Source organism: Pseudoalteromonas sp. 2CM36K, from assembly GCF_023161865.1.
GTDB lineage: Bacteria > Pseudomonadota > Gammaproteobacteria > Enterobacterales > Alteromonadaceae > Pseudoalteromonas > Pseudoalteromonas tetraodonis.
The window spans coordinates 72,552-97,974 of record NZ_JALNTK010000011.1 but is presented as its reverse complement, the minus strand read 5'-3'; the positions used below and the strand labels follow the sequence as shown (position 1 = coordinate 97,974).

Annotated in this window: 22 protein-coding genes and 1 tRNA gene; 8 read left to right on the top strand and 15 right to left on the bottom strand. The window is 39.7% G+C overall.

The window, feature by feature from the left end; genetic code table 11:
- The first annotated feature begins 261 nt into the window (after positions 1-261).
- The 3 genes from nrdA (at position 262) to yfaE (ending at position 4,020) form a co-directional block, all read left to right on the top strand.
- Positions 262-2,544 (top strand): class 1a ribonucleoside-diphosphate reductase subunit alpha, encoded by a 2,283-nt coding sequence (nrdA, locus tag MTN97_RS08660; RefSeq protein WP_248474185.1) that lies wholly within the window; start codon positions 262-264, stop codon positions 2,542-2,544.
- A 73-nt stretch (positions 2,545-2,617) separates the two neighbouring features.
- Positions 2,618-3,748, top strand: coding sequence for a class Ia ribonucleoside-diphosphate reductase subunit beta (gene nrdB / locus MTN97_RS08655; RefSeq protein ID WP_036982786.1), 1,131 nt, complete (start codon positions 2,618-2,620; stop codon positions 3,746-3,748).
- Positions 3,748-4,020 (top strand): class I ribonucleotide reductase maintenance protein YfaE, encoded by a 273-nt coding sequence (yfaE, locus tag MTN97_RS08650; protein WP_069439423.1) that lies wholly within the window; start codon positions 3,748-3,750, stop codon positions 4,018-4,020. Before nrdB ends, yfaE begins: the two co-directional genes overlap by 1 nt.
- A 109-nt stretch (positions 4,021-4,129) precedes the next feature.
- Here the strand turns inward: yfaE and MTN97_RS08645 are convergent, their stop codons facing one another.
- From MTN97_RS08645 to MTN97_RS08635, 3 genes are all read right to left on the bottom strand, one after another.
- Positions 4,130-4,726, bottom strand: coding sequence for a DUF1287 domain-containing protein (locus tag MTN97_RS08645; protein WP_138627291.1), 597 nt, complete (start codon positions 4,724-4,726; stop codon positions 4,130-4,132).
- A 27-nt stretch (positions 4,727-4,753) separates the two neighbouring features.
- Positions 4,754-4,891, bottom strand: a complete 138-nt coding sequence (locus MTN97_RS18130; RefSeq protein ID WP_248474184.1) for a hypothetical protein — start codon at positions 4,889-4,891, stop codon at positions 4,754-4,756.
- Positions 4,892-5,251: 360 nt separating this feature from the next.
- The gene (locus MTN97_RS08635) at positions 5,252-5,677 is read right to left on the bottom strand and encodes a tetratricopeptide repeat protein (protein WP_008112472.1); all 426 of its coding nucleotides are present in this window, start codon (positions 5,675-5,677) and stop codon (positions 5,252-5,254) included.
- 207 nt (positions 5,678-5,884) lie between these two features.
- Here MTN97_RS08635 and MTN97_RS08630 point away from each other — a divergent pair, with 207 nt between their 5' ends.
- Both MTN97_RS08630 and MTN97_RS08625 read left to right on the top strand, forming a co-directional pair.
- Positions 5,885-6,274 (top strand): YkgJ family cysteine cluster protein, encoded by a 390-nt coding sequence (locus MTN97_RS08630; protein ID WP_248474194.1) that lies wholly within the window; start codon positions 5,885-5,887, stop codon positions 6,272-6,274.
- A 151-nt stretch (positions 6,275-6,425) separates the two neighbouring features.
- Entirely contained in the window at positions 6,426-8,816 is a 2,391-nt protein-coding gene (locus MTN97_RS08625; protein ID WP_248474183.1) for a TonB-dependent receptor, read from the top strand.
- A 78-nt stretch (positions 8,817-8,894) separates the two neighbouring features.
- Here the strand turns inward: MTN97_RS08625 and MTN97_RS08620 are convergent, their stop codons facing one another.
- The 6 genes from MTN97_RS08620 to MTN97_RS08595 all read right to left on the bottom strand — a co-directional run bounded on the left by MTN97_RS08620 (position 8,895) and on the right by MTN97_RS08595 (position 13,857).
- The gene (locus MTN97_RS08620) at positions 8,895-9,512 is read right to left on the bottom strand and encodes an FKBP-type peptidyl-prolyl cis-trans isomerase (protein WP_008112467.1); all 618 of its coding nucleotides are present in this window, start codon (positions 9,510-9,512) and stop codon (positions 8,895-8,897) included.
- Between the two features lie 69 nt (positions 9,513-9,581).
- Positions 9,582-9,905, bottom strand: coding sequence for a hypothetical protein (locus MTN97_RS08615; RefSeq protein WP_138627297.1), 324 nt, complete (start codon positions 9,903-9,905; stop codon positions 9,582-9,584).
- 114 nt (positions 9,906-10,019) lie between these two features.
- Positions 10,020-10,110: transfer RNA gene (locus tag MTN97_RS08610), tRNA-Ser, on the bottom strand.
- Between the two features lie 98 nt (positions 10,111-10,208).
- Positions 10,209-10,586, bottom strand: a complete 378-nt coding sequence (locus tag MTN97_RS08605) for a hypothetical protein (RefSeq protein ID WP_024601029.1) — start codon at positions 10,584-10,586, stop codon at positions 10,209-10,211.
- 203 nt (positions 10,587-10,789) lie between these two features.
- On the bottom strand, positions 10,790-11,338 hold the full coding sequence (locus MTN97_RS08600) for an NAD(P)H nitroreductase (protein WP_248474182.1): 549 nt from the start codon (positions 11,336-11,338) through the stop codon (positions 10,790-10,792).
- A 557-nt stretch (positions 11,339-11,895) separates the two neighbouring features.
- Complete coding sequence (locus MTN97_RS08595) at positions 11,896-13,857, bottom strand: FAD-dependent oxidoreductase (protein ID WP_248474181.1); 1,962 nt, start codon at positions 13,855-13,857, stop codon at positions 11,896-11,898.
- A gap of 322 nt (positions 13,858-14,179) precedes the next feature.
- On the opposite strand from MTN97_RS08595, the gene sppA reads away from it, so the two are divergent.
- Entirely contained in the window at positions 14,180-16,045 is a 1,866-nt protein-coding gene (gene sppA / locus MTN97_RS08590) for a signal peptide peptidase SppA (RefSeq protein ID WP_248474180.1), read from the top strand.
- A 69-nt stretch (positions 16,046-16,114) separates the two neighbouring features.
- A complete protein-coding gene (gene ansA / locus MTN97_RS08585; protein WP_248474179.1) occupies positions 16,115-17,125 on the top strand; it encodes an asparaginase in 1,011 nt (336 codons plus the stop codon).
- A 67-nt stretch (positions 17,126-17,192) separates the two neighbouring features.
- Here the strand turns inward: ansA and gndA are convergent, their stop codons facing one another.
- The gene (gene gndA / locus MTN97_RS08580) at positions 17,193-18,566 is read right to left on the bottom strand and encodes an NADP-dependent phosphogluconate dehydrogenase (protein ID WP_248474178.1); all 1,374 of its coding nucleotides are present in this window, start codon (positions 18,564-18,566) and stop codon (positions 17,193-17,195) included.
- A gap of 350 nt (positions 18,567-18,916) precedes the next feature.
- On the opposite strand from gndA, the gene pyk reads away from it, so the two are divergent.
- Positions 18,917-20,353 (top strand): pyruvate kinase, encoded by a 1,437-nt coding sequence (gene pyk / locus MTN97_RS08575; protein ID WP_036982801.1) that lies wholly within the window; start codon positions 18,917-18,919, stop codon positions 20,351-20,353.
- 61 nt (positions 20,354-20,414) lie between these two features.
- On the opposite strand, the gene MTN97_RS08570 is transcribed toward pyk, so the two are convergent.
- From MTN97_RS08570 to MTN97_RS08550, 5 genes are all read right to left on the bottom strand, one after another.
- The gene (locus MTN97_RS08570; protein WP_008110464.1) at positions 20,415-21,239 is read right to left on the bottom strand and encodes a LytR/AlgR family response regulator transcription factor; all 825 of its coding nucleotides are present in this window, start codon (positions 21,237-21,239) and stop codon (positions 20,415-20,417) included.
- Positions 21,236-22,309 (bottom strand): sensor histidine kinase, encoded by a 1,074-nt coding sequence (locus MTN97_RS08565; RefSeq protein ID WP_008110465.1) that lies wholly within the window; start codon positions 22,307-22,309, stop codon positions 21,236-21,238. Before MTN97_RS08565 ends, MTN97_RS08570 begins: the two co-directional genes overlap by 4 nt.
- A gap of 258 nt (positions 22,310-22,567) precedes the next feature.
- On the bottom strand, positions 22,568-24,124 hold the full coding sequence (locus MTN97_RS08560) for a SulP family inorganic anion transporter (protein ID WP_008110467.1): 1,557 nt from the start codon (positions 24,122-24,124) through the stop codon (positions 22,568-22,570).
- A 114-nt stretch (positions 24,125-24,238) separates the two neighbouring features.
- The gene (locus MTN97_RS08555; RefSeq protein WP_008110469.1) at positions 24,239-24,697 is read right to left on the bottom strand and encodes an Lrp/AsnC family transcriptional regulator; all 459 of its coding nucleotides are present in this window, start codon (positions 24,695-24,697) and stop codon (positions 24,239-24,241) included.
- An 84-nt stretch (positions 24,698-24,781) separates the two neighbouring features.
- Positions 24,782-25,423, bottom strand: coding sequence for an MBL fold metallo-hydrolase (locus MTN97_RS08550; protein ID WP_248474177.1), 642 nt, complete (start codon positions 25,421-25,423; stop codon positions 24,782-24,784).

Here is a 25,423-nt window from a genome sequence, read left to right as displayed (position 1 = left end):
TGATCAAAGGTTAATGCCTACTAACACAATTACGTTATCCCAACGTTATCCACAATGAGAGCGGTTTCTGTCCCTTGCAAAAGATCACAGACCACACTATCTTGTGATCTCTAATTTGAACAACACCAGATATTGTGGCTAAATGTTATTCAATTAAATTTACCTAAGCGGTATAAATAACAATAAAAGAATAGGCACTAGGCATTTTAAGTGCACTCATTGGTCAAAAATATTTAATTCCCAAGGAATACAGGCAAAACTATGAACCAACAGTTATCTGTAAGCAAACGTGACGGCCGTAAAGAGCCGCTTGATCTAGACAAGATCCATCGCGTTATTGAATGGGCCGCCGAAGGTTTAAATAACGTTTCGGTTTCACAAGTTGAACTTAAATCGCATATTCAATTTTATGACGGTATTCGTACTAAAGACATCCACGAAACGATTATCAAAGCCGCTGCGGATCAGATTTCTAAAGAATCGCCTGATTATCAGTACCTTGCTGCTCGTTTAGCTGTATTCCATTTACGTAAAAAAGCCTATGGCCAGTTTGAGCCACCGCGTCTTTTTGACCATGTTACTAACATGGTTGAACAAAAACGCTACGATGCACATTTACTCGTTGATTACACAGAACAAGAATTAGATGAGCTAGATGCGTACTTAGATCATTCTCGCGATCTTAACTTTAGCTATGCAGCAGTAAAACAGCTTGAAGGTAAATACCTAGTTCAAAACCGTGTAACCGGTGAAATTTACGAAAGCGCGCAGTTTTTATATATCTTAGTGGCTGCAAGCTTATTCTCTGATTACCCTCGTGAGACACGTATTGATTACATCAAACGTTTTTATGATGCGGTTTCATTATTTAAAATTTCTTTACCTACGCCAATTATGTCGGGCGTACGTACGCCAACACGCCAGTTTAGCTCATGTGTACTTATTGAATGTGGCGATAGCTTAGACTCAATTAACGCTACATCATCAGCAATTGTTAAATACGTCTCTCAACGTGCTGGTATTGGTATTAATGCAGGTCGTATTCGTGCACTAGGTAGCCCTATTCGTAACGGTGAAGCGTATCACACTGGCTGTATTCCGTTTTATAAGCACTTTCAAACAGCGGTTAAAAGCTGTTCGCAAGGCGGTGTACGTGGTGGCGCAGCAACCCTTTTCTACCCGCTTTGGCATTTAGAAGTTGAAAACTTATTAGTGCTTAAAAACAACCGTGGTGTTGATGATAACCGCGTACGTCACTTAGATTACGGCGTACAGTTTAATAAACTCATGTACTCACGTTTAATTAAAGACGATTACATTACGTTATTCAGCCCCTCTGACGTGCCTGGCCTTTACGATGCATTTTTTGAAGACCAAGACGAGTTTGACGCGCTATATGTAAAATATGAGCAAGACGAGTCAATTCGTAAAAAACGAATTAAAGCGATTGAGCTGTTCTCTATGTTTGCTCAAGAACGTGCTAGCACGGGTCGTATTTACTTACAAAACGTTGACCACTGTAATACACACAGTCCGTTTATCTCAAAAGTGGCTCCGATCCGTCAATCTAACTTATGTTTAGAAATTGCGTTACCAACTAAGCCTCTTAACAACGTGAATGATGAAGAAGGTGAAATTGCACTTTGTACATTATCTGCGTTTAACTTAGGCGCCATTGAGTCTTTAGATGAACTAGAAGAGTTAGCTGAGCTTGCAGTTCGTGCACTTGATAACCTACTTGATTTTCAAGACTACCCTGTGCCGGCAGCCAAAAATGCCACTATGGGACGTCGTACGCTAGGCATAGGCGTTATTAATTACGCATACTACCTAGCTAAAAACGGTAAGCGTTATTCTGATGGCAGCGCAAATGCGCTTACGCACAAAACATTTGAAGCGATTCAGTACTACCTAATGAAAGCGTCTAATGAGCTGGCAAAAGAGCGTGGAGCGTGTCCTAAATTTAACGAAACAACGTACTCACAAGGTATTATGCCAACGGATACGTACAAGCGTGATTTAGATAAAATTTGTGATGAACCACTTCATCTTGATTGGGATACGTTACGTGCCAGCATTAAAGAGCACGGTATGCGTAACTCAACACTGAGCGCATTAATGCCATCAGAAACATCATCGCAAATATCTAATGCAACCAATGGCATTGAGCCACCGCGTGGCCATATTAGTGTTAAAGCAAGTAAAGACGGTATTTTAAAGCAAGTTGTCCCTGAGTACGAACGCCTTAAAGATAGCTATGAGTTACTGTGGGATATCCCATCTAACGATGGTTACTTACAATTAGTAGGCATAATGCAGAAATTTATCGACCAAACGATTTCAGCGAATACTAATTATGATCCAAATAAATACGAAGGCGGTAGAGTACCTATGAAAGTCTTACTAAAAGACTTACTTGGTGCCTACAAGCTAGGTGTTAAAACACTGTACTACCATAACACCCGTGATGGCGCATCAGATGCACAAGAAGACGCTCCAGAAGTGGAAGATGATGATTGTGCAGGCGGCGCGTGTAAAATTTAATAGTTAAACTTAAAGCGGGCGCCTTGCCCGCTTTGTCCTGACAGTTTTAGTGATAGTTTTTTGAGTGATAAACATGTCTTATACTACTTTTAGCAGAAATCATAATAACCAAATGCAAGAGCCAATGTTTTTTGGTCAAACCGTTAACGTGTCACGTTACGATCAACAAAAATACCCTATTTTTGAAAAGCTGATTGAAAAACAATTGTCTTTCTTTTGGCGTCCTGAAGAAGTTGACGTAAGTAAAGACCGTTTAGACTTTCAAGCGCTTCCCGAACACGAAAAGCATATCTTTTTAAGTAACTTAAAATACCAAACGTTGCTTGATAGTGTTCAAGGCCGTTCGCCTAACGTTGCACTATTGCCAATTGTGTCAATTCCTGAGCTTGAAACATGGATTGAAACATGGGCGTTTAGTGAAACCATTCACAGCCGCTCATACACACATATTATTCGTAACGTAACCCAAGCGCCTGAACTCATCTTTGACGACATTGTTAGCAATGATAAAATTAGTGAACGTGCCGATGCCGTAACCACTTATTACGACGATTTAATTAACTCAGTGTCGCTTTACAACCTTTACGGTGAAGGCAAACATGACATTAATGGTGAAACTGTTGTGGTTAACCTATTCGAGCTGAAAAAGAAATTGTACCTGGCAATGATGTCAGTGAACATATTAGAAGCCATTCGCTTTTACGTGAGTTTTGCGTGTTCATTTGCGTTTGCAGAGCGTGAGCTAATGGAAGGTAATGCTAAAATTATTAAGCTTATTGCCCGTGATGAAGCGCTTCACCTTTCAGGCACTCAGCATATTTTAAATATTATGCAAGATGGCAAAGACGACCCTGAAATGGCAATTGTTGCTGCACAGTGTCGTGAAGAAGCAATCAAAATGTTTGTTGACGCTGCAGAGCAAGAAAAAGAATGGGCAGAGTACCTGTTTAAAGATGGTTCAATGATTGGCTTAAATAAACATATTTTATGTCAGTATGTTGAATACATTACCAATGCGCGTATGACCGCGATTGGTCTGCCTGCACAGTTTGATAATAACAGTAACCCTATTCCATGGATCAACTCATGGCTTGTTTCTGATAACGTGCAAGTTGCTCCACAAGAAGCGGAAATTAGCTCATACCTTGTAGGTCAAATTGATTCACAGGTTGATGCAGCTGAATTTGGTGACTTTGATTTATAATGACTGATAGAATCACTGCAAGTGTCACGCTTGCAGATAACAGCCAGTGCTTAGATTTTACCGCTGGCTGCCCTTCTCTTTTACACTGCTTAGAATCGAATAAAATTGATGCTGCTTACCAGTGCCGTGAGGGATATTGTGGTGCGTGTCGTGCTACGCTTGTCTCTGGTGAAGTAAATTACAATGAAGAACCATTAGCCTTTGTGCGTGATGGTGAAATACTGTTGTGTTGCTGCAAGCCCAATGGTGATATCAGTATTAATTTAAAGTAACTGCATTGAGGTTAACAAACCACACAGTGTAATGCCTAACAGTTCACTTTATTCACTTACCTGTTTGCTGCAATTATTACTCAAGTAATCACTATTATAGCCGTGTTATTTACTCTGAATAAGCAGTAGGTACAAATCGGTAATGACCCGTAATTGTATGAGCAAAAAGCATATCGCTCATTTCAGGTCCGCGACCAATATTGTGCACAATAAGCGGGTGACCACTGTCCTGCGATATTTGATTAACAACCATACCTATGTGCGGTAAATTGCCTGGCAGCATCCAAGTGACTATGTCACCGGTTTTATATTCTGCTGCATTAAGCGATTTAGTTAACACTTGTGCATGCCGCTCAAAATAAACCTGTAAGTTAGGTACACGTCGATGATCAATGTTTTTATCTGGCTTGGTTAATCCCCAAATACGCTTAGAAGGATATGCACGAAAATTATTCTGCATGTCTTCATGAACTAACTTTTGTAAATCTATACCAAGCTGTCGATACGATCTAATTATAACATCAGTACACACACCAATATTAGCGGGCACATCGCCACCAGGGTATTCAAGCCTATGATAGGCGCCATCGTAAGTTACTTGTTGCGTTGTTCTATGGATCAATGCGTTGACAATATCATGATTAAAATCGGCTGCCTTTACATCAAAGGCAAGTAAAACAAGCGGATAGAGAATAAAGCGCGACATATAAATTCCTTTTATAATATTTATTAACTAAAGCTGTTGAGTAATATAGTCAGGAATATTAAGTTTATTTCCATTGCTGGTAAAGTGCGCACCAAGTTTATAGGCCATTTTTTCAAGCGGAGTATCATCATAACCACAGGTTTGGATTTCATTGATATAGCGCATAATAAAAGCGTGAGCACCGAGCTCGCGCCATTGAACGACATGAGCCAGCTCATGAAAATGCACTCTTAAATTACGCGCAACATGAGGTAATATGTAATAAGTGTCTTTATAGGTGATCCTGCTACATCCAAAGCCAGCAAATTCGCTAGCAAATGTATCACAGCATATTCTTTGATCAACTACTCGCTATTCGTTTTATCAATCCATTGTTCTATTTGCGCTAGCATGTTTTCTCCAAAAAATTGCTTAGTGACTTAATTTAAGCATAAACATTTAATGACGCAGAATTTGCTTTTATCAAAAAAAAGCGCCAATGGTATTATTACTGACGCTGATTATTAATAATGGCTATAAAGTTGTCTAACCTTCTTCTTCAACCAATGATTCTAATAACTCATGGATCTCTGATTTTAATTCTTTGTCTTCAATTTTATTCGCACTGATTTTAGCATCTTGCAGATTTTTAATTGCCGCTTCTTTATCACCCAGCTCAAGCTGTAAAGTAGCCATAGAAAAGGCAACAGACGACATATGATCTTTGTTATTAATTTCTATCGACTTCTGTAACGCTTTTTCGTAAGTCTCGATAGCTTCTTCTAGCTCTTCGGTAAAATCTGCTAATGTTTCCCACTGAACAGGGTGATCTTTCGCTGTATTTTCGTTTTCAATACAAATAGCTTTTAGCTCAGCATATAAAGATTCAAACTGTTTAGTATCATTTTTATTAGCCGCTGCCATCAGCTTTTCCGCCAAATCGTGAACCGCTTTGTATACTTTAGTATTCATAATTACTCGCTACCTTATTGACGCGCCTTTTTTGACTTATTAAAGGCATCGTATTCGAAATATATTCCCTAATAGTACATTATTATTAAGCGCTGCGTTGTTACAAAAGTATTATAAGCGATAAAAACAGAGGTTTAATTTAAAAACCTGGATATTACAGTGCTACACTTAACACTTAATTTAAGCGCAATAGTAAATACCTACCCTATGCAAAATTGCAATCAATGCGGTAAATGCTGCACAAAATATGGTGCGGCAGATTTAGATACAAATCAGGATGAAATTGCAATGTGGGCGTTATTCAACCCTAAAATATTTCAATACGTTAAAAACGATAAATTATGGTTTGACCCAACAACGGGTGAGCAATTAACGCAATGCCCATTTTTAGAGCTTGCCTATAGAGCATCTCCTGAAGAAAAAGATAAATATACTTGCAGTATTTATCATGACCGTCCTCAAGATTGCCGACACTACCCAAGTTTAATTTCAGAAATGATAAATGATGAATGTGAAATGCTTGAACCTGTCGATAAACAAAATCATTTTAAAGCACAAAAAAAGTTAGACATACTAATGATAGACAGTCGCTCTTAAATTTGACTGTAATAATACCGTGCTAGACTAAATTTATCGCTCTATTGTGTTATTCAACGCAAATTTTAAAGTTATAGTATAACATTGTTGATACCATAATTTTGTAGTGTTATATTATATCACAACATAACAACCACGATTCGAAGTAATTATGACTAAGCTAACACTCATATCCTCAGCGCTACTGTCTGTTTTGTGTTCTCACTCTGCCCTAGCAGCAACGATTAACGGCACAGTAACAGATACAAAAATGCAACCCATTGCCAATGCCACAATTCATGTTCATGGAAAGTCACAAAGCGTGAAAAGCAATGAACAAGGTCAGTTTAGTATTGACATAGATGCTAAAAGCCAATTACATATTAGTAAAGATAACTACATCGATTCACGTATATCACTTGAGAATGTAGACGATACAATTACTGTTACATTAAAGCCGTCTTCGGTTGAAACTGTAGTTGTGTATGCCTCGGCACTGCATAAAAATAGCTTAGAAATGATTTCACCTGTAAGCGTACTATCAGGGGATGAACTAAAAAATAAAGCGAAACCGACCCTCGGTGAAACACTTAAAGGAATACCAGGAGTAAACGCGAGTTATTTCGGCCCTGTCTCTTCAAGTCCGATTATTCGTGGCCTAGGTGGTCCTCGTGTTAAAATTACTCAAAACGGTTTAGATAGCAGTGATGCATCACGTATTGGTCCAGATCACGCAACATCAAGTGATAGCTTAGCCGCTGAACAAATTGAAGTACTACGAGGCCCAAGCACCCTACTTTATGGCTCTGGTGCGATTGGTGGTGTGGTAAATGTGGTTGATAACCGTATTCCAACCAATAATACTGACACACTCTCGGGAGCGGCGCAATACACACACGATACCGTTTCAAATGCGAACACCTATGCTGCAAAATTAGAAACAGGCAGCAATAACTTTAATTTTCATTTTGATGGCACCAAACGCAGTGGTGATGATTATCAAACGCCTCGCTTTAACCTACCGGATGAACATGAAGCAGGTGAAGTACACATTGAGGGCGATGAAGAAACAGCCACTTCAGTTGAAAATACCTTTATCGACAGTGAAACAGTAAACTTTGGTACCAGCTATGTCGGTGAGCATTTTACTGTTGGCTTTTCATACGGCAATATTGAAACAGATTATGGCATTCCTGGGCATTCACATGATCACGGTCATGCCCATCAAGAAGAAGGCGATCATGAAGATCATGCGGATGAAGAACATATAGAAACTCCCGTTTATGCTCATTTAGAGCAAGATCGTTGGCAAGGACTGGTAAGTTATGCATTTCATGATAACTGGATTGAATCTATTAACCTTCGTCTTGGCTACACCGACTATACGCACAGTGAAATTGAAGATGGCGCGATTGGCACCACATTTAGTAACGAAACCACTGAAGCACGTTTAAATGTAGAGCATCAGTTAGGCCAATGGCATGGCATGATTGGCTATCACTATAGTGAATCTGATTACGATGCAATTGGCGAAGAAGCGTTTACGCCTGCAAGTGTCACTACCACTCATGCGTTATATTTACTTGAAGAACGCACATTTGGCGATGTCACCGTAGAGCTTGGCGCCCGCCTAGAAGATTATGATATCAAAAGTGATGTAGATATACATCAGCACAGCCATGATGAACAACCTGTATCGGCAGATGAGACTATTAACTACACCCAAAGCTTTACTAATGTAAGTGCCTCAGCCGGTGCGATTTGGGAGTATATGCCAAGTCACAACCTAGCCGTTAGCTTATCACATTCAGAGCGTGCGCCACTTTCAGCTGAATTACTCTCTAATGGTTTGCATGTTGCCACAGGTACTTATGAGCTTGGTTTGGGCTATCATATTGAAGGGGCCGAAGCGCATTTTGAACCTGAAGAAATTAAACAAGAAACCTCTACCAATCTTGATATTAGTATACGTCGTTTTAGCGGTGACTTTGGCTACACCGTCAACTTTTTCTATAACGATATTAAAAACTTTTATTATCAACAAAACACCGGATTAGTGTTTGATGAGATGGATGGCTTTGAGTCTGCTGCCAATGGACACAGCGATGCAATTGATGTTTATCAATTTACCAGTAAAGATGCGCAGCTTTATGGTTTTGAATTTGATGCACATTATCAAATAAACCCCAGCGCCATGGTAAAAGTATTTGGTGACTCTACTCGTACCAAACTAAAAGATAATGAAGGTAATTTACCACGTATCCCTGCCAATAAATTGGGCTCAGAACTACAATATACCCTAGGTAATGCGCAATTTACCTTAACAGGAACCCATTACTTTGAGCAAAATGATATTAGTGCTTACGAAACGGCAACGGATGGCTATACATTAATTGATTTACAAGCCAATTATCAGCTTGATTTAGGTGCAGTGGATACACAGCTCTACTTAAGTGTTGATAATATTACGGATGAGCTTGGTTTCGTGCATAGTTCATTTATTAAAGATACGGCACCTCTTCCTGGGCGTAACTTCCAATTTGGCGTTAGAGGCTACTTTTAAAACGCGCTCATTTTTAATCAGACAATAAAAAACCGCATTCAAAATAATGAATGCGGTTTTTTTATAACTAAATTCTAATTAAAGAATTGCGTGTAACTCAACGTCAAATACAAGTGTTGAGTAAGGTGCGATTGCAGCACCGGCACCACGTTCACCATAAGCAAGCTCATGAGGAACGTATAAACGCCATTTAGTACCTACTGGCATCATTTGTAATGCTTCAGTCCAACCTTTGATCACGCCACCTACTGGGAATTCAGCAGGTTGACCGCGCTCGTATGAGCTATCAAAAACCGTACCGTTTACTAAAGTACCGTGGTAATCAACACGTACTGTAGACTCTGCAGTTGGCTTTTCGCCTTCACCTGTAGCAAGTACTTCGTACTGAAGACCTGACTCAGTAACTGTAATTTCAGGACGTTTTGCGTTTTCTTCTAAAAATGCAATACCTTCAGCAGCCAATACTTTAGCTTCTTCTTCACGACGAGCTTGGATCTCTTCGTTGATTTTCTCAAATGCAGCTTGGATCTCAGGGATCTCTACTTGAAAAGCACTGCCTGCATACGCATCTTTCATGCCTTCAAATACTGAATTTAAGTTTAAACCTTCAAAAGGGTTAGCCTTAAGTTGCTCACCCATTTGTAAGCCAATACCGTAACTTGCTTTTTCAGCATCTGTAGTAAAATTATCTGACATAATGTGTTATTCACGTTTTGTTAGTTAAAAGACCCGTATATGCTATCACAAAACAAAAGCCGTTTGGGGCTAGTTTTTATTGAGTTTTTCTTTAATTAAACCAATAGCAAAGGTACATACAGGTAAACTGAGCAAAATTCCAACAAGTAAGCTCATCGGCAACAATCCAGCCACGCCGATCAACAAAAGAGGCACAGCCACCAAACCGATAATGCCAATGTAAAACGCGCCCCACACTGGCCAAAAATGATCGTATTTTGTGATTAAATGCCCGGATAAAAGATTAAACCCGATGCCATATAAGAAAGTCATCATCAGCGCATTATCTGGGTATGCATCAATGGCCATTTTTTGTAATAACGATATGGCACTTTGGTAACAATAACCAAACACAGTCCATAGCAGGATGTGCTTAAGTAAACGTTTAGAAAAGGATAACTCCGGGGACTGTGACATAATAAAGCTCCAGATAGCAAAAAACCGCCAATAAGGCGGTTTTTTAAATAATGGTGGAGAGATAGGGATTTGAACCCTAGAGGGGCTATAAACCCCTGCCGGTTTTCAAGACCGGTGCATTCGACCACTCTGCCATCTCTCCGTACGGCGCGCATAATAAGATCATACGCTTAGCTTGTAAAGCCCTATTTTACTAAAACCGCTTAAATAGTTAAATATTAATCAGGATAGTCATAAACCCTAGTAATATTGTTTAGGTCTGCGGGCAATCCAAGAACATACTAAACACACCAGTAAGCTGGCAGTTAAAAATGCAATACTTTGAAATATTAAATCGAAGCGGTTTAAATCATCACTTGGGATCACAACTAACACAAACGAAGGTAGGACGGTGAATAATAGAACATAGCAGCATATTTTAAAGGCTCTGCCAAAATCAAATCGTCGAGACTGTTGCATCCACCATGTTAGCAGTACTAGGACACCCATCGCAGTTGCAGCAATAAAGTGAGCTGCTTGTGTATTCATTGCAACATAAAATGTCGCAAGCGCGCCAACAACACCCCAGATTGACCAAGCAAACCAGTTTTCTTTTTCACGTAAAAATAAATTTCCCATCATTTTCGTCTTCTTTATCGTTATTATTGGTAAGACTTTCCATACATTACCAAAAAACAACCGATTAAAAAACAAACTGAAGAAGATTTATTGCGTATGGTGCTTCCGTGCGCTTCTCGCAGCTACAATATTAACCGCGGTAGTGTAACACGATTAACTTAATAAATTATGACTATGTTGAATATAAAAAGTTCATCCTATTGCTACAAAAAACTAAAATAGTTTTCTGGTTTATGGCGCGGTGACTTTTTACACTCAACTGCTGGCGTCCCTAAATACAAATAACCCACTATTTCATCATCATTGTTTAAGTTAAGCGCTTGTTTAACACTGGGGCTTTGTGCAAAGTATCCTGTGCGCCAAATACCGCCAAGCCCTTGTGCAAATGCGGCTTGTTGCATAGCCAGCACGCCACAGCCTGCACTTTGAACTTGTTCTATTCTTGGTACTTTTGGATGTTGTTGATATTTTGCAATGGCAATAATGACCATGGGTGCTCTAAGGGGTAACTCTTTAGCACGATTAATTACTTTTTCAGCTTGCTGCTCGGCCAAAGCGCTTTGATAATAAATTTCACCCAACTTATGACGTGCATCCCCTTGAACAATAATATATTGCCAAGGCGCAATACAGCCATGATCGGGAACTCTGAGCCCAGCCTGCTGAATAATGTTTAGTTGTTCTTCATTAGGGCCTGGCTCTGTCAGTTTTGCATCTGACTGGCGGGTTAATAAAAGCTCAATAGCATCCATTATAATTACTCAAAAGACAAAACAATAGCATACCATTGAAACCCTTAGGTTAAAATATAATGGGCACCCCGCTGTTATTATTTGCTTATCAAGAAAGTACCAAGGTTAAAAAGCACACAAATAATATTGCAACCCAAATAGCCGTGTATTTGTGCCATTACAAAGTGGCGCTCGCCTTTTGCGTGTAATACCAATCCGCAATAATACTTAATCATTTTACGGGGCTAAACGTGTCGCTATCTGTGTTAAAAAATTCTCATTTAGAACAACTAAATAGCGAATTTTTTGCCTAGCTATCAACACGTTTTTCCAGCCTCAAAATAGATCACTTAATTAAGCGAATTGGTATAAATAATTAGGTTGAACTAATGAGAGGCTTTATAGATTTAATTTTGCCAGTTAAGCGTTGTAGCCGAGACACCATTGAAAATCGTAATAGCGTATTTATTAGTTATACAAGGAATGGGGTAAGGTAAAAAACAACAATATAAGGGTCTGATTATAAGTTAACTATCTTTAAAAAATAATCAGACCCGTGTACTTACTTAAATTGCATATTAGATACTGCGTGCAACTTGTAAGGCTTCGAATATAGCGCGCTTGGCATCAATAGCCGCTGCTAGTTTAGCGCCACCAATAACATGAACCTTGGCATTCTCTGCTTGCGCCTTAAATAGTTCGTCATTAGACACTTGGCCAATACAAGCAATCACAGTATCAACTGGCAATACTTGTGTTTCGCCAGCAACACTGATAGTTAGGCCGTTTTTATCAAAACGATGGTACTGACAATTGGCAATTTGCTTAACGCCATGTTGTTTAGCAACTTGACGATGTATCCAACCGGTTGTTTTGCCTAAATCACCACCAAAGCGCCCTTCACTGCGTTTAAGCATATAAAGTTGACGCTCATCTTTATGAGGCTGAGCATCGCACTCTATTCCCCACTGGGTTTTAAAGTCGCTGATACTTTGTGATTTATGTTCACTTAAAAATGCCACCATATCAAAACCGATACCGCCTGCGCCTAAAATCGCAATCGAATTACCAAGTTCAACCTCACCGCGAATGACTTCATCGTAGGCAAAAACACGTTTGTCATCACTACATTCTATAGAGGCTTCACGTGGCCTTACACCCGTGGCAAAAACCACATCATCAAACTGGCTTAGCATACCGTCATCAAATGCTTTGCCTAATTCAACGGTGACGTTTAAACGCTTAAGTTCATTGGTAAAATAAGCCAATGTATGGTTAAAGTCTTCTTTACCTGGTATCTGCATGGCTAAATTAAACTGCCCACCCATATGCTGCTTTTGGTCAATAAGCGTTACATTGTGACCTTTTTGAGCTAAGTAGCAACTTGAAGAAAGCCCAGCAGGACCCGCTCCAACCACTAATACATTTTTAGCTGTTGCGGCTTTTTCTAGAGGGTAATCAAGTTCAAAACCCGCTTGTGGGTTCACTAAGCACGTAGCACGTTTACCTTTAAATACATGGTCTAAACAGCCCTGATTGCACCCTATACAAATATTAATATGTTCAGAGCGCTTGGCTTGATATTTATTAAAAAAATCGGGATCTGCAAGTAAAGGGCGCGCCATAGAGATTAAATCAGCCTCACCCGCCGTTAAAATATCATTAGCAATCTCTGGTGTATTAATGCGGTTTACGGCAATAACAGGCACGCTAATGACATCTTTCAAACGCTTTGACGCTTCTTTAAATGCGCCTGGGGGTACCATGCTTGCAATTGTCGGTACCCGTGCTTCATGCCAACCAATGCCAGTATTAAAAATATCAACACCTGCTTTTTCAAGTGCAATAGCTTGTTGTGTTACTTCCTCAGGAGTTGAGCCATTAGGAATTAAATCGATTACAGACAGTCTAAAAATAATTAAAAATTTATCTGAAACTTTAGCTCTTACTGCTTTTACAATCTCAACAGCTAAACGCATTCTGTTTTCAAGACTACCACCAAACTCATCGTCTCGTTTGTTTGTATGCGGTGCCATAAATTCATTAATTAAGTAACCTTCAGAGCCCATCACCTCAACGCCATCGTAACCTGCTTTTTCTGCTAAATATGCAGAGTGAGCAAAATCTTCAATGGTTTTTTTGATTGAACTTAAAGACATAGCCTTAGGTTTATAGGGATTGATCGGTGCTTTTATAGCACTTGGGGCTTGATTGAATGGATGATAGGCATAGCGCCCAGCATGCAATAACTGCAGGCAAATTTTACCACCATGTTGATGAACAGCTTGTGTATAAGCACGGTGTTTAAAAACATCATAATAACTATTAAATGATGATGAAATAGGCGTTAACTTGCCGCGAAGATTAGGGCTATATCCCCCCGTAATGAGCATTGCTGTGCCACCTTTAGCACGTGCTTCATAAAAAGCACGTAGGCGTTTACGATTATGCCACCCCTCTTCGAGGCCGGTATGCATTGATCCCATTACTAAACGGTTGCGTAGTTGTGTGTGTTTTAGTTCTAATTTTTGTTCTAACATCCTGTGCCCCAATAACTGGTCTAACCTGTGTGCATTTAGTCAATTCTGCTTTAATGACCAACAATAAGCAATATATGAGCAGATTAAACTTAATAATTTTTTAACTTAAAACCTGTTGACTGCGTTTATCTTGACCAATAGCGTGAGTTAAAAGTAGTGACTACAGCCATAATTTCAGTAATTATTTATTAAATAAACACGTGTTTAATTTCAAGTGTAATTGAATTTATAAATGTTTCGTTACGATTTAGCAGTTAAATTTATTTATATTCTACGCTAAGATGGCAATAACGTTTTAGCTGTACCAATTTAAGGAGCTATTTTGATAGCAAAGGTATTTAAAGGTATATGGACGGGGATCAACTTCTCACGTCGTTTAATACTCAACGTATTGTTTTTATTTTTGGTCGTCATTTTTATCGTATCGGTATCAAGTGACGGTGATAAAATTATTGTCGAAGAGGGCTCTGTTCTTAGACTTAACCTTAATGGCCCTATTGTCGAAGAAAAAACCTATATAGACCCTGTTGAAGCCGCTATTAATGATGCAACGGCCAGTACTGACTCACCCAGTGAAATATTGCTCGACGATGTAGTTGAAGTAATTAATCAAGCAGCACAAGACTCACGTATAAGCGCTATTTTGCTTGATTTACAAGAAATGCCAAAAGCACATTTAAATAAGCTCAAACAAATTACACAGGCACTTGAAACATTTAAAGCAACTGGTAAAAAAGTGATTGCCTCAGGGTATTACTACACCCAAGCACAATATTACATTGCCGCACATGCAGACGAAATTGCGATGCATCCTTATGGTAGTGTGCTTATTGAAGGCTACGGTATGTACCCGCTTTACTTCAAAGACGCATTAGAAAAATTAGAAGTCACTCAGCATATATTTCGTGTAGGTACCTTTAAATCGGCCGTTGAACCGTTTATCAGAAACGATATGTCAGAGGCAGCTAAAGAAGCTAACCGCGTATGGCTAGGTGCTTTATGGAATGAATATAAGCAAGACGTTAGTGCTGTACGTCCTTTTGATGAGTCAAACTTTGATGAAACAATGGATGTTTATTTAGCTAAAATGCAAGCCGCTAATGGTGATGCCGGTAAATATGCACTGGATAACCAATGGGTTGATTCATTAAAAACCAATCAGCAAATTCGCCAGCAGTTAATTGAATTGGTTGGAGAAAATGAAGATGGTAAAACATTTAAACAAGTCTCTTTTGGTGAATACTTAAGTTTAGTAAAACCGCCTATTGAATTTGATAACCCTATGACTGAAAAAGTGGCTATTGTGGTTGCTAAAGGCACCATTGTTGATGGTGAACGCCGTGCTGGTGAAATTGGTGGTGATTCAACTGCAGCCCTCCTTCGCAAAGCGCGACTTGATGACAAGGTTAAAGCGGTGGTTTTACGTATAGATTCAGGCGGTGGCAGCATGTTTGCCTCAGAAGTAATTCGTGCTGAAGTACTTGCACTTAAAGCTGCTGGTAAACCCGTTATTGCATCAATGAGCTCAGTAGCTGCATCAGGCGGTTATTGGATTGCATCGGCGGCCAATGAAATTTGGGCAGCGCCGAGTACAATTACCGGTTCAATTGGCGTATTTGGTACCTTTATGACATTTGAAGATACTCTCGCTAAAATAGGCGTGTATTCAGATGGCGTAGCGACCACCGAATTGGCAGGTTTTTCAATCACTCGCCCACTTAACCAGAAAATGGCTAAAGTTATTCAAATGAGTGTTGAAGAAGCGTATGGACGCTTTTTAGATGTGGTTGCTGAGGCACGTAATATGACCCCAGAGCAAGTTGATAAAATTGCCCAAGGTCGGGTATGGATTGCCTCTCAAGCTCAAGAGCTTGGTTTAGTTGATAAACTTGGTAATAAACAAGATGCGATTAAAGCAGCTGCTGAGCTTGCTAAGCTTAACTATTATGACGTTAAAACAATTAAGCAATCGCTTAGCCCACAAGAAAAAATGCTTCAAGATATCTTCAGCAGTACCGCCGTTAAATCAGTACTTGGGCTTGAAACACAAAAAACAGCAGTATTAGCCAGCCAAGCTAATCTGCAAAGTGTTATTAAACAATTAAGCAGTGAAGTAGAAAACCTAAATGATTATAACGATCCACAAGGTGTTTATGCCCGCTGTTTAGAGTGTACAGTTGCACAATAGTGCCTTAACAGGCTGTATTGATTAGCAGTTAGCGTTATACTAAGCCCAGTTTTTTTACTGGGCTTTTTTATGAAACGTAAACGCATTTATATCGCTTACACTGGCGGTACCATAGGAATGAAAAAATCAATTCGTGGCTATATTCCTGCTGAAGGGTTTTTAACCGAAACCGTGGTTAATAACGCAGAGTTTAATCGTGAAGAAATGCCATTATTTGATATTCATGAATACTGCCCACTTATAGATTCTTCAGATATGTCACCGACTCATTGGCAACTCATCGCCGATGACATAAAAAGTAAATACCAAGATTACGATGGCTTTGTGGTACTGCATGGCACCGATACTATGGCCTATACTGCATCAGCTCTATCTTTTATGTTTGAAAACTTAACTAAACCTATTATTGTAACCGGCTCACAAATTCCGCTGTCTCAATTACGCTCAGATGGTCAAGTTAACCTCCTTAATGCCATGTATTTAGCAGCTAACTACCCCATTGCAGAAGTCAGCTTATTTTTTAATAATCAGTTGTTCAGAGGTAATCGTGCAACTAAAGCCCATGCAGATGGGTTTGATGCATTCGCCTCACCTAACTTAGAGCCGCTTGCGCTTTCAGGTATTAATATTCAGCTGATCAAAGGGCAATTAAGCCCGTATGTAGAAAATGAACTCCAAGTTACCCCTATTACACCGCAAGCTATTGGCGTGCTGTATTTATACCCAGGGATCAGCAAAGAAGTAGTAAAAAGCTTAGTTAATGGCAATATTAAAGCCCTCGTACTGCTAAGCTTTGGCGTAGGCAATGCGCCACAAGACCCTGAGTTTTTAGATATTCTGGATGAAGCAAGTAAGCGGGGTGTTATAATTACTAATTTAACCCAATGTTTAAAAGGTCAAGTGAACATGGGCGGTTATGCCACGGGTAATGCGCTGTTAAGCATAGGCGTGATCAGCGGTTACGATATGACCTTAGAAGCATGCTTAACTAAACTGCATTACTTGTTTAGTCAAAACCTAGAAATCGAAACAATTCGCCATTTAATGCAAGATAACCTGCGTGGTGAGCTGACCCGTTAAGTAATCAGTTAAGCGAATAACAAAAAAGGACGCTATATAGCGTCCTTTTTTGTTTACTTAGATTTTATTAACGAACTTTTGCGTCAATATCAACTAAGTCAGTTAAATGACACGTTTCACCACTGTGAGTTTTAATGCCGTGCTCACCAAAGTAATCACGCTGGGCTTGAACTAAGTGCCCATTACTTGGTGTTGTTAGCGTTGCTAAGTAGGTTTGTGTTGCACTAAGCACAGGAAACGCCAGACCCGTCATAACGGCTTGGCCAGTCACTTTACGCATCGCTAATGACTCTTTTTCAAGCGTGTCAATAAACTCAACGCCTTGCGCTACACTATCAAGGTAATCAGCACGGATAATACACCCTGCACGCCATGTTTGTAGCGTTTTCGCTAAATCAACTTTCCATTGATGAGTTCGTGAAGCGCCTTTAATTAATGCAAGTCCTTGACGGTATGCCAACAGGCTCGCAAGGGTAAATGCATCTTTAAGCTCGTCTAAATCAATATCTACTTGCGTGGTATTTTGTGCGCTGTACGTCATTTCTTGTGCGGCAGTGGTATTACACGCATTGGTTAAATGACGAGCTTGTACAGCAGCCACTAGCGACGGTACCGCAATACCTAATTCAAGGGCGTTTTGTGCTGTCCATAAACCGGTGCCTTTTGCGCCTACTTTATTGTCAATTAAATCTACAAGCGGAATATTATGCGAATTTTCAAGTGATAAAATATGGCTTGAAATTGACAGTAAATAGCTATTTAGCTGCCCTTGAGACCATTCGTTAAATATCTCTGCAATTTCTTTAGGTGAGCGATTAGTGCCGTGACGAAGTAGCTGATACACTTCAGCAATCAGTTGCATGAGTGCGTATTCAATTCCATTGTGAACCATTTTTACAAAATGGCCGCTGGCTGACTGGCCCACACGCGCAAAACACGACTCGCCTTTATAGCTTGCAGCAACCTTTGTAAACCATGGCTCGACACGCTCCCAGCCACCTTCAGAACCACTGGCCATCATAGCTGGACCGTGACGTGCACCCTCGGCACCGCCTGAAATACCCATAGTGGCAAATTCAAACTTATCTTGGTATTTGAGCTTACGGTTAATACCGTCTTTGTAATTACTGTTGCCACAATCAACAATAATGTCACTACACTGAACACCCGCTTCAATAAGCTCGTTGCAAACCGCATCAACTAACTCACCAGCAGGCACAAGTAATAAAATAGAACGCGGTGCTTCTAAACGCCTAACCATATCCCCTAGATCAGAGACAATGTGAAGTTTATCAGCCATGCCTTGTGATTTAGCACAACTTAGTAATTCTTCACCCGCATTTGGGTTTTTGTCATAAGCGACAAGCGTTATCCCTTTTTCAATCAAGTTCAGGGCAAGATTTTTCCCCATAACGCCTAACCCTACTAATGCAACTTGCATTTAGTGCCCTCCTCGGTAACAACTATTTGGTTAGTAAATTAAAATAATACCGCGTGCATTATACTCAGACCGCAGCCATGAGCAAAGCTACATGCATTTATTACAGTTAAAATAAACGCCGCAATTATATCAAACAACCGCTCTCTCAGGGGAAGAAATAGCAGTGCTATTTAAATTTTTAGATCATTGACGCCCTGTGACACCGGTGTCATAATGATGACATATTCATTTTGTATATAATAGTCGCAATGTTATAAAAATTGCATAAAACTAAAGATTGCTCTTTATTAGTAATCGCTAAAAACAAAATAACCGTCAACTTGCTTAAAAAAAGCACACAGGAGAATTTAATGTTAAGACGTACAAAAATAGTCGCGACACTTGGACCTGCAACAGATAGAGATAATAACTTAGAAAAAATTATTCGTGCAGGCGCAAATGTCGTTCGATTAAATTTCTCACACGGTGTTGCACAAGATCACAAAAACCGTGCACAAGCTGTTCGAGATATTGCAACTAAACTTGGTAAGCACATCGCGATTCTCGCTGACTTACAAGGCCCAAAAATTCGCGTTTCAACCTTCAAAGAAGGCAAAGTGACCTTATCTGTTGGTGCAAAATTTATTCTTGATGCCAAAATGGAAAAAGGCCAAGGCGATATTAACGCCGTCGGTATTGACTACAAAGAGCTACCACAAGATGTTGCCCCTGGTGATTTATTGCTATTAAACGATGGCTTAATTCAACTTACCGTAGAAAGTGTTGAAGGTCACTTAGTTCACACCATTGTGACTGTTGGCGGCGTCCTTTCTAATAATAAAGGGATTAACCGTTTAGGTGGTGGCTTAACGGCACCTGCATTTACGGAAAAGGATAAGGAAGATTTAATCACCGCTGCTGAAATTGGTGTTGATTACATTGCGGTTTCTTTTCCTCGCAGTGGCGATGATATGCGTTATGTACGTTCATTAGCGGAGGCTGCAGGCTCTAATGCACAGCTTTTAGCTAAAATTGAGCGTGCTGAAGCAGTAGAAACACAAGAAGCAGTTGATGACATTATTTTAGCGTCTGACGCTGTTATGGTTGCCCGTGGCGACTTAGGTGTTGAAATTGGTGATGCTGCACTGATGGGTAAACAAAAACTTATTATTCGTCGTGCTCGTTCATTAAATCGTACCGTAGTAACCGCTACGCAAATGATGGAATCGATGATCGATAACCCTATGCCAACACGCGCAGAAGTTATGGATGTTGCCAATGCAGTACTTGATGGCACAGATGCAGTGATGCTTTCTGCTGAAACAGCCGCTGGTGATTACCCGGAAGAAACCGTTGCGACTATGGCGCGTGTTTGTTTAGGTGCTGAATCGCAAAAAGAAACACACGTTTCTAAACATCGTTTAGACAGCCGTTTTTCTTCTAATGCCGAATCAATTGCCTTATCAGCTATGTATGCAGCTAACCACTTAGACTCTGTTAAAGCGATTATCACGCTTACTGAGTCAGGTAGCACGGCAAAATTGATGTCGCGTATTAGCTCTGGACTGCCTATTTATTCACTTTCACGTCATGCAAGTACATTAGGTCAAACAGCACTGTATCGTGGTGTTTACCCTGTATTTTTTGACTCTACAAAATGCGAAAAAGATAGCATGGTTAAAGATGCATTAAGCACACTCGTAGCCGCAGGCTCTTTACAAGCAGGCGATACCGTGATCATTACCCACGGTGATGCGATGGAAACGATTGGTGCAACCAACACGATGAAAATAGTCACGGTTTCGTAATCGTAACACGCATAAAAAACGCGAGCTAAAAGCTCGCGTTTTTTTATGCTATTTATTAAAGTTAGCTAGCTAATGCTGCTTTTACTTTATCACGGTAACTTCTACTTACTTTAAGCTCTTGTCCGTTATCTAACACTAATAAATATTCACCACTAACCTGAGTTACCAGCTTGCTAATTTGTTTGGTGTTAACAATCGCGCTGCGATGAACACGTACAAATAGGCTTGGATCCAATTCTTGTTCAAGCTCTTTCATAGTTTTACGTAATATATGCGTTTGCCCATCTTGGCAATGCAGACACATGTAATCACCTGCAGCATCTACCCACTGTATAGTAGCAACGGGTACTCTGACAATTTCCCCCTGCTCTTTTACAGCCAATGACTCAGGATAGCGACGATCAGTTAAAGTATCGCCAGTGGCTAATTTCTTTAGAATTTCTTCGCAGTTATTACCTGTTATCCCTGCTACGAAACTCGCTAGTTTTTTCTTATGGGCGTTATCCTGCTGAGTTTTTAAATAGGTATGCACTTTTTCTACCGCCTGTTTTAATCTGTTATCATCAACGGGTTTTAAAATGTAATCTAAAGCATGAATTTCAAATGCTTTAACAGCAAAGTGATCAAACGCCGTAACAAACACAATGGCAGGTAAATCTTTACTGCTTTCACTTAAAGCACGTGCGACTTCAAAACCGTTCATACCAGGCATTTGAATATCAAGAAAGACAAGATCAATTTTTTCGTTTTTACAACTTTCAATCGCATCAAAACCTGAGCTACACAGTTTGATCACTTCAATATCAGAAAACTCTTCAAGCCTGACGGCTAAACCTTTACGTGCTAATGGTTCATCATCAACAATAAGCGTTTTTATTCTTGTCATTTCTTCACAGCCTTCTCAAACGGGACACGCAGATTAACTTTTAATCCACTTGGCGTATTATGTGATAATACAAACGAGTAATTATTTTCGTAGAGCGTTTTTAATCTGTCTCGGGTGTTTGCCACCCCTACGCCTTGTGCATTAACTAACTGACCATTTTCAATATCAGTGCCAGGCCCATTATCGCCCACTTCAAGTAATAATTCATTAGCAAAAACTTGCGCTTTTATATCAATAACACCACCTTCTGACATATGGGCAATGGCGTACTTAATGGCATTTTCGATGATCGGTTGTAATATTAAGCTTGGCACTAATGCTTGTTTGGCCTGCTCACTCACGTCCACATTAACTTGTAAGCGCTCATCAAAACGTACACGTTCAATTTCTAAATAGAGCATTAATGCATGTAACTCTTGCTCCAGCGGCACTTTTTTAATTGGATCAGTATTAAGCGTATAGCGTAAAAAGTCACTCAATTTAGATACCATCAAGTTAGCATCTTTATTTTCTTTTACCAAAACTAAGGTTGATATTGCATTGAGCGTATTAAACAAAAAATGAGGATTTAGCTGGTATCTAAGCATTTTTAACTGCGCTTCGTGCGCCATTGTGGTTGCTTTTAAGGCTTTTTGACGTTCACTTTGTAATAACTGGTAATACTTAACACCAAAGTACAAACCACTCCAACACAAAATAATATAAACAGAATCAAGTCCTTGTTGTAAATAATAAAACCATTCTTCAGGACGGTATCCGTGGCGATAAATTTCCCACAGGTTAAACTTTTGCACCACGGCCCATAATGTACCGGTTATATAAGAGGCGCCAAATACAACAATAATTAATACCCAAGGTGAGGCATTCCAAATTTTGCGATAAATATAACGCAGAGGCACAGTCATTAAACAGCCCGCATAGGCATTTAGTAAAATAACGAATACGTAAATATCACGCATTTCGAATACTTTAGAACCAATGTAGTTAACTAACGCATAACCTATCCAGCCTGCAATTTGCAAAAGCCAGAAAAAACGTTGTCTGTTATCAATTAAAGACTGCCAATTCAAAATTAATTATTACCTTGTAAATTTGTCACTATTATATCGATTTATCGTCAGGTATAGCACTACCAACTGTCTTACTTTTTAATAGCCCTATCGCAAACAATAAATTAAATAAATACAGGATGGATGTTCAGTTCTGGTTTAGTTGTTACATTAGACAAACTAAAACTCGTGTTGCAATTACCCCTGGCGGATGGTTTAAAACGCATAAAAAAAGCGAAAGGCATCCACCTTTCGCTTATCAATGTTTACTTTTATTTTTCAAGCAAGCTTATCTGAAGCAACTTTATAAGTCGGATCTTCAATTACGTTCACTTCAACTAAGTCACGTGCTTTATGAAGTAGTTCTGTACAGTCTTTACTTAAGTGACGCAGGTGCAGCTTTTTACCCGCTTTATTGTATTTGTCAGCTAAACTGTCGATGGCCTCAATCGCACTATGATCCGCAACGCGGCTGTATTTAAACTCAACAATCACATCTTTAGGGTCGTTCTTAACATCAAATAAATCAGCAAAGTTTTTAACCGAACCAAAAAATAAAGGCCCATGTAGCTCGTACACTTTTGAACCTTCTTTATCAATATAGTTAGTTGTGTAAATATGTTTTGCATGCTGCCATGCAAACACTAACGCAGAGACAATAACACCTACACACACCGCAATCGCAAGGTCGGTAATAACCGTTACACCCGAAACTAATACAATTACAAAAGCATCAGATAAAGGCACACGTTTCATCATTTTGAAACTCGCCCATTCAAATGTACCCAGTACCACCATAAACATAACCCCAACTAATGCGGCCAGTGGAATCATTTCGATTAAGCTTGAAGCGAAGATAATAAATGCCAGTAACATCAATGCGGCACTAATACCTGATAAACGCGAACGTCCACCTGAATTAATATTGATCATGGATTGGCCAATCATGGCACAGCCACCCATTGCACCAAAAAAGCCACATGTGACGTTGGCCGCACCTTGGCCAATACATTCTTTATTAGAATGGCCACGGGTTTCTGTAATTTCGTCAATCAAGCTTAGCGTTAACAGCGATTCAATTAAGCCAATTGCTGCTAAAATAAGCGCATATGGAAAGATAATTTGTAGTGTTTCTAAATTAAAAGGCACCATAGGAATATGAAACTGTGGTAAGCCACCGGCAATGGTTGCAGCTTCATTTCCTGTCATGCCTTTTAAGAAATCAAGTACCGTACGTGCTTCTAAATCAAGACCAATCACTAAACCCGTTACAGTAACAATAGCAACCAGTGATGAAGGCACCGCGGTAGTTAATTTTGGTAAAAAGTGAATAATTGCCATCGTTAGCGCCACTAAACCTAACATGATGTAAAGCGCACTGCCCGTCATCCACATTTGGCCGCCAGCACCATCAGGCACTTTAAACTGTCCAAGCTGGGCTAAAAATATAACAATCGCTAAACCGTTAACGAAACCGAGCATAACAGGATGTGGAACCATACGAATAAATTTACCGAGCTTAAATACCCCAGCCAATATTTGTAGTAGCCCCATCAGCAACACAGTGGCAAATAGGTATTCCACTCCGTGATCAAGTACTAAACTTACCATCACAACCGCTAATGCACCGGTTGCACCCGAAATCATACCCGGACGACCACCAAAAATAGCCGTAATTAAGCCCACAATAAATGCAGCGTATAAACCAACAAGAGGTTCTACATTTGCAACAAAGGCAAATGCAACAGCTTCTGGGATCAAGGCAAGTGCCACTGTCAATCCAGAGAGAATATCGTTTTTAGCAGAGCTTGGCGCTCTGCTGAGTAAGTTAAACATTGAGTTCCTCAGTTTTATTTCGCTAACAAAAAAAGCGCTAGATTTTATCGAATTAGCGCTCATTTCACAATTATAGTTAATTCAGCCTGTGTGTTTTTAGCTGCTTAGTAAAGTTTAAAGTGGCAGTGCTGTGCTTCGTTTAACACACGTCATGGTCACATTAGAATGAACCTCTTGTACATATTCTAAGCTAAGCAAGTTATCGCGTACAAAGTGCTCATAACCTTCTATGCCTTGAGAAATAATACGCAACATAAAGTCCATAGTGCCAGCCATGGTGTAACATTCAGTCACTTCATCATAGCTAAGTATTAATTTTTCAAACTCAGCTAAATTCTTTTTACCATGGTTTGATAAACGTACATGGGCGTAAACCAACATATCAAAGCCCAGCTTTTTTTCATCAAGCAGTGCGACTTTACTTTTGATATAGCCATCTTGTTCTAATTTAGCAATACGACGCCAACAAGGAGACTGAGAAAGTCCGACTTTGTCTGCAATCTCAGCAGTTGATAAACTTGCATCTTGTTGTAAAAGTGCCAATATTTGGCGATCTACGTGATTTAGAGACATTTTATTTCTTATTTATCTAATAAATTGGTTAAATTATACAGCCTTTTTAAAAAGCAGTCTGCTTATTTTTAACAAATATGCACATCAACCAAACTGGCCACTTACAAATGGGTTAGTAGCCTGTTCATGAGCAACATGGGTGTTGTTACCATGACCACTTAAAATTGCAGTGTTCGGTGGTAATGTCATGATATGTTGCACTATAGAGTCGATTAGCTGCTTGCTGTCGCCTCTAGGAAAGTCGGTACGCCCTATTGAACCTTTGAAAATAACATCCCCGACGATAACCGTATTGTGTGCTTGTTGATAAAACACAACATGCCCTGGTGTATGCCCTGGGCAATGAAGTACTTTAAATTCAAGCAGCCCAACCTTGATACTATCACCATGAGCTAACCATTCATCAGGATAGAAGGAATTGATCGGTTTAAAGCCAAACATAGTGGCTTGCATCGGTAAATTGTCGAACCAAAAACGTTCATCCTCATGAGGCCCAATCATTTTTATCTTGTGTTGCTCGCGTAAATTATGCGCAGCGCCCACATGATCTAAATGCCCATGGGTTAACCAAATCGCTGCCAATGATAAATTATGCTGCTTAAGTGCTGCATTAATTTTGTCAGCATCACCGCCAGGGTCAACCACGACAGCTTGCTGGGTTTGTTCACATACTATAATGCGGCAATTTTGCATAAACGGGGTTACGGGAATAGTGATTATTTTCAT

Coding starts and splice junctions, on each gene's coding strand:
- nrdA (WP_248474185.1), top strand. CDS start 262: ATGAACCAACAGTTATCTGTAAGCAAACGTGACGGCCGTAAAGAGCCG.
- nrdB (WP_036982786.1), top strand. CDS start 2,618: ATGTCTTATACTACTTTTAGCAGAAATCATAATAACCAAATGCAAGAG.
- yfaE (WP_069439423.1), top strand. CDS start 3,748: ATGACTGATAGAATCACTGCAAGTGTCACGCTTGCAGATAACAGCCAG.
- MTN97_RS08645 (WP_138627291.1), bottom strand. CDS start 4,726: ATGTCGCGCTTTATTCTCTATCCGCTTGTTTTACTTGCCTTTGATGTA.
- MTN97_RS18130 (WP_248474184.1), bottom strand. CDS start 4,891: ATGCGCTATATCAATGAAATCCAAACCTGTGGTTATGATGATACTCCG.
- MTN97_RS08635 (WP_008112472.1), bottom strand. CDS start 5,677: ATGAATACTAAAGTATACAAAGCGGTTCACGATTTGGCGGAAAAGCTG.
- MTN97_RS08630 (WP_248474194.1), top strand. CDS start 5,885: ATGCAAAATTGCAATCAATGCGGTAAATGCTGCACAAAATATGGTGCG.
- MTN97_RS08625 (WP_248474183.1), top strand. CDS start 6,426: ATGACTAAGCTAACACTCATATCCTCAGCGCTACTGTCTGTTTTGTGT.
- MTN97_RS08620 (WP_008112467.1), bottom strand. CDS start 9,512: ATGTCAGATAATTTTACTACAGATGCTGAAAAAGCAAGTTACGGTATT.
- MTN97_RS08605 (WP_024601029.1), bottom strand. CDS start 10,586: ATGGGAAATTTATTTTTACGTGAAAAAGAAAACTGGTTTGCTTGGTCA.
- MTN97_RS08600 (WP_248474182.1), bottom strand. CDS start 11,338: ATGGATGCTATTGAGCTTTTATTAACCCGCCAGTCAGATGCAAAACTG.
- MTN97_RS08595 (WP_248474181.1), bottom strand. CDS start 13,857: ATGTTAGAACAAAAATTAGAACTAAAACACACACAACTACGCAACCGT.
- ansA (WP_248474179.1), top strand. CDS start 16,115: ATGAAACGTAAACGCATTTATATCGCTTACACTGGCGGTACCATAGGA.
- gndA (WP_248474178.1), bottom strand. CDS start 18,566: ATGCAAGTTGCATTAGTAGGGTTAGGCGTTATGGGGAAAAATCTTGCC.
- pyk (WP_036982801.1), top strand. CDS start 18,917: ATGTTAAGACGTACAAAAATAGTCGCGACACTTGGACCTGCAACAGAT.
- MTN97_RS08570 (WP_008110464.1), bottom strand. CDS start 21,239: ATGACAAGAATAAAAACGCTTATTGTTGATGATGAACCATTAGCACGT.
- MTN97_RS08560 (WP_008110467.1), bottom strand. CDS start 24,124: ATGTTTAACTTACTCAGCAGAGCGCCAAGCTCTGCTAAAAACGATATT.
- MTN97_RS08555 (WP_008110469.1), bottom strand. CDS start 24,697: ATGTCTCTAAATCACGTAGATCGCCAAATATTGGCACTTTTACAACAA.
- MTN97_RS08550 (WP_248474177.1), bottom strand. CDS start 25,423: ATGAAAATAATCACTATTCCCGTAACCCCGTTTATGCAAAATTGCCGC.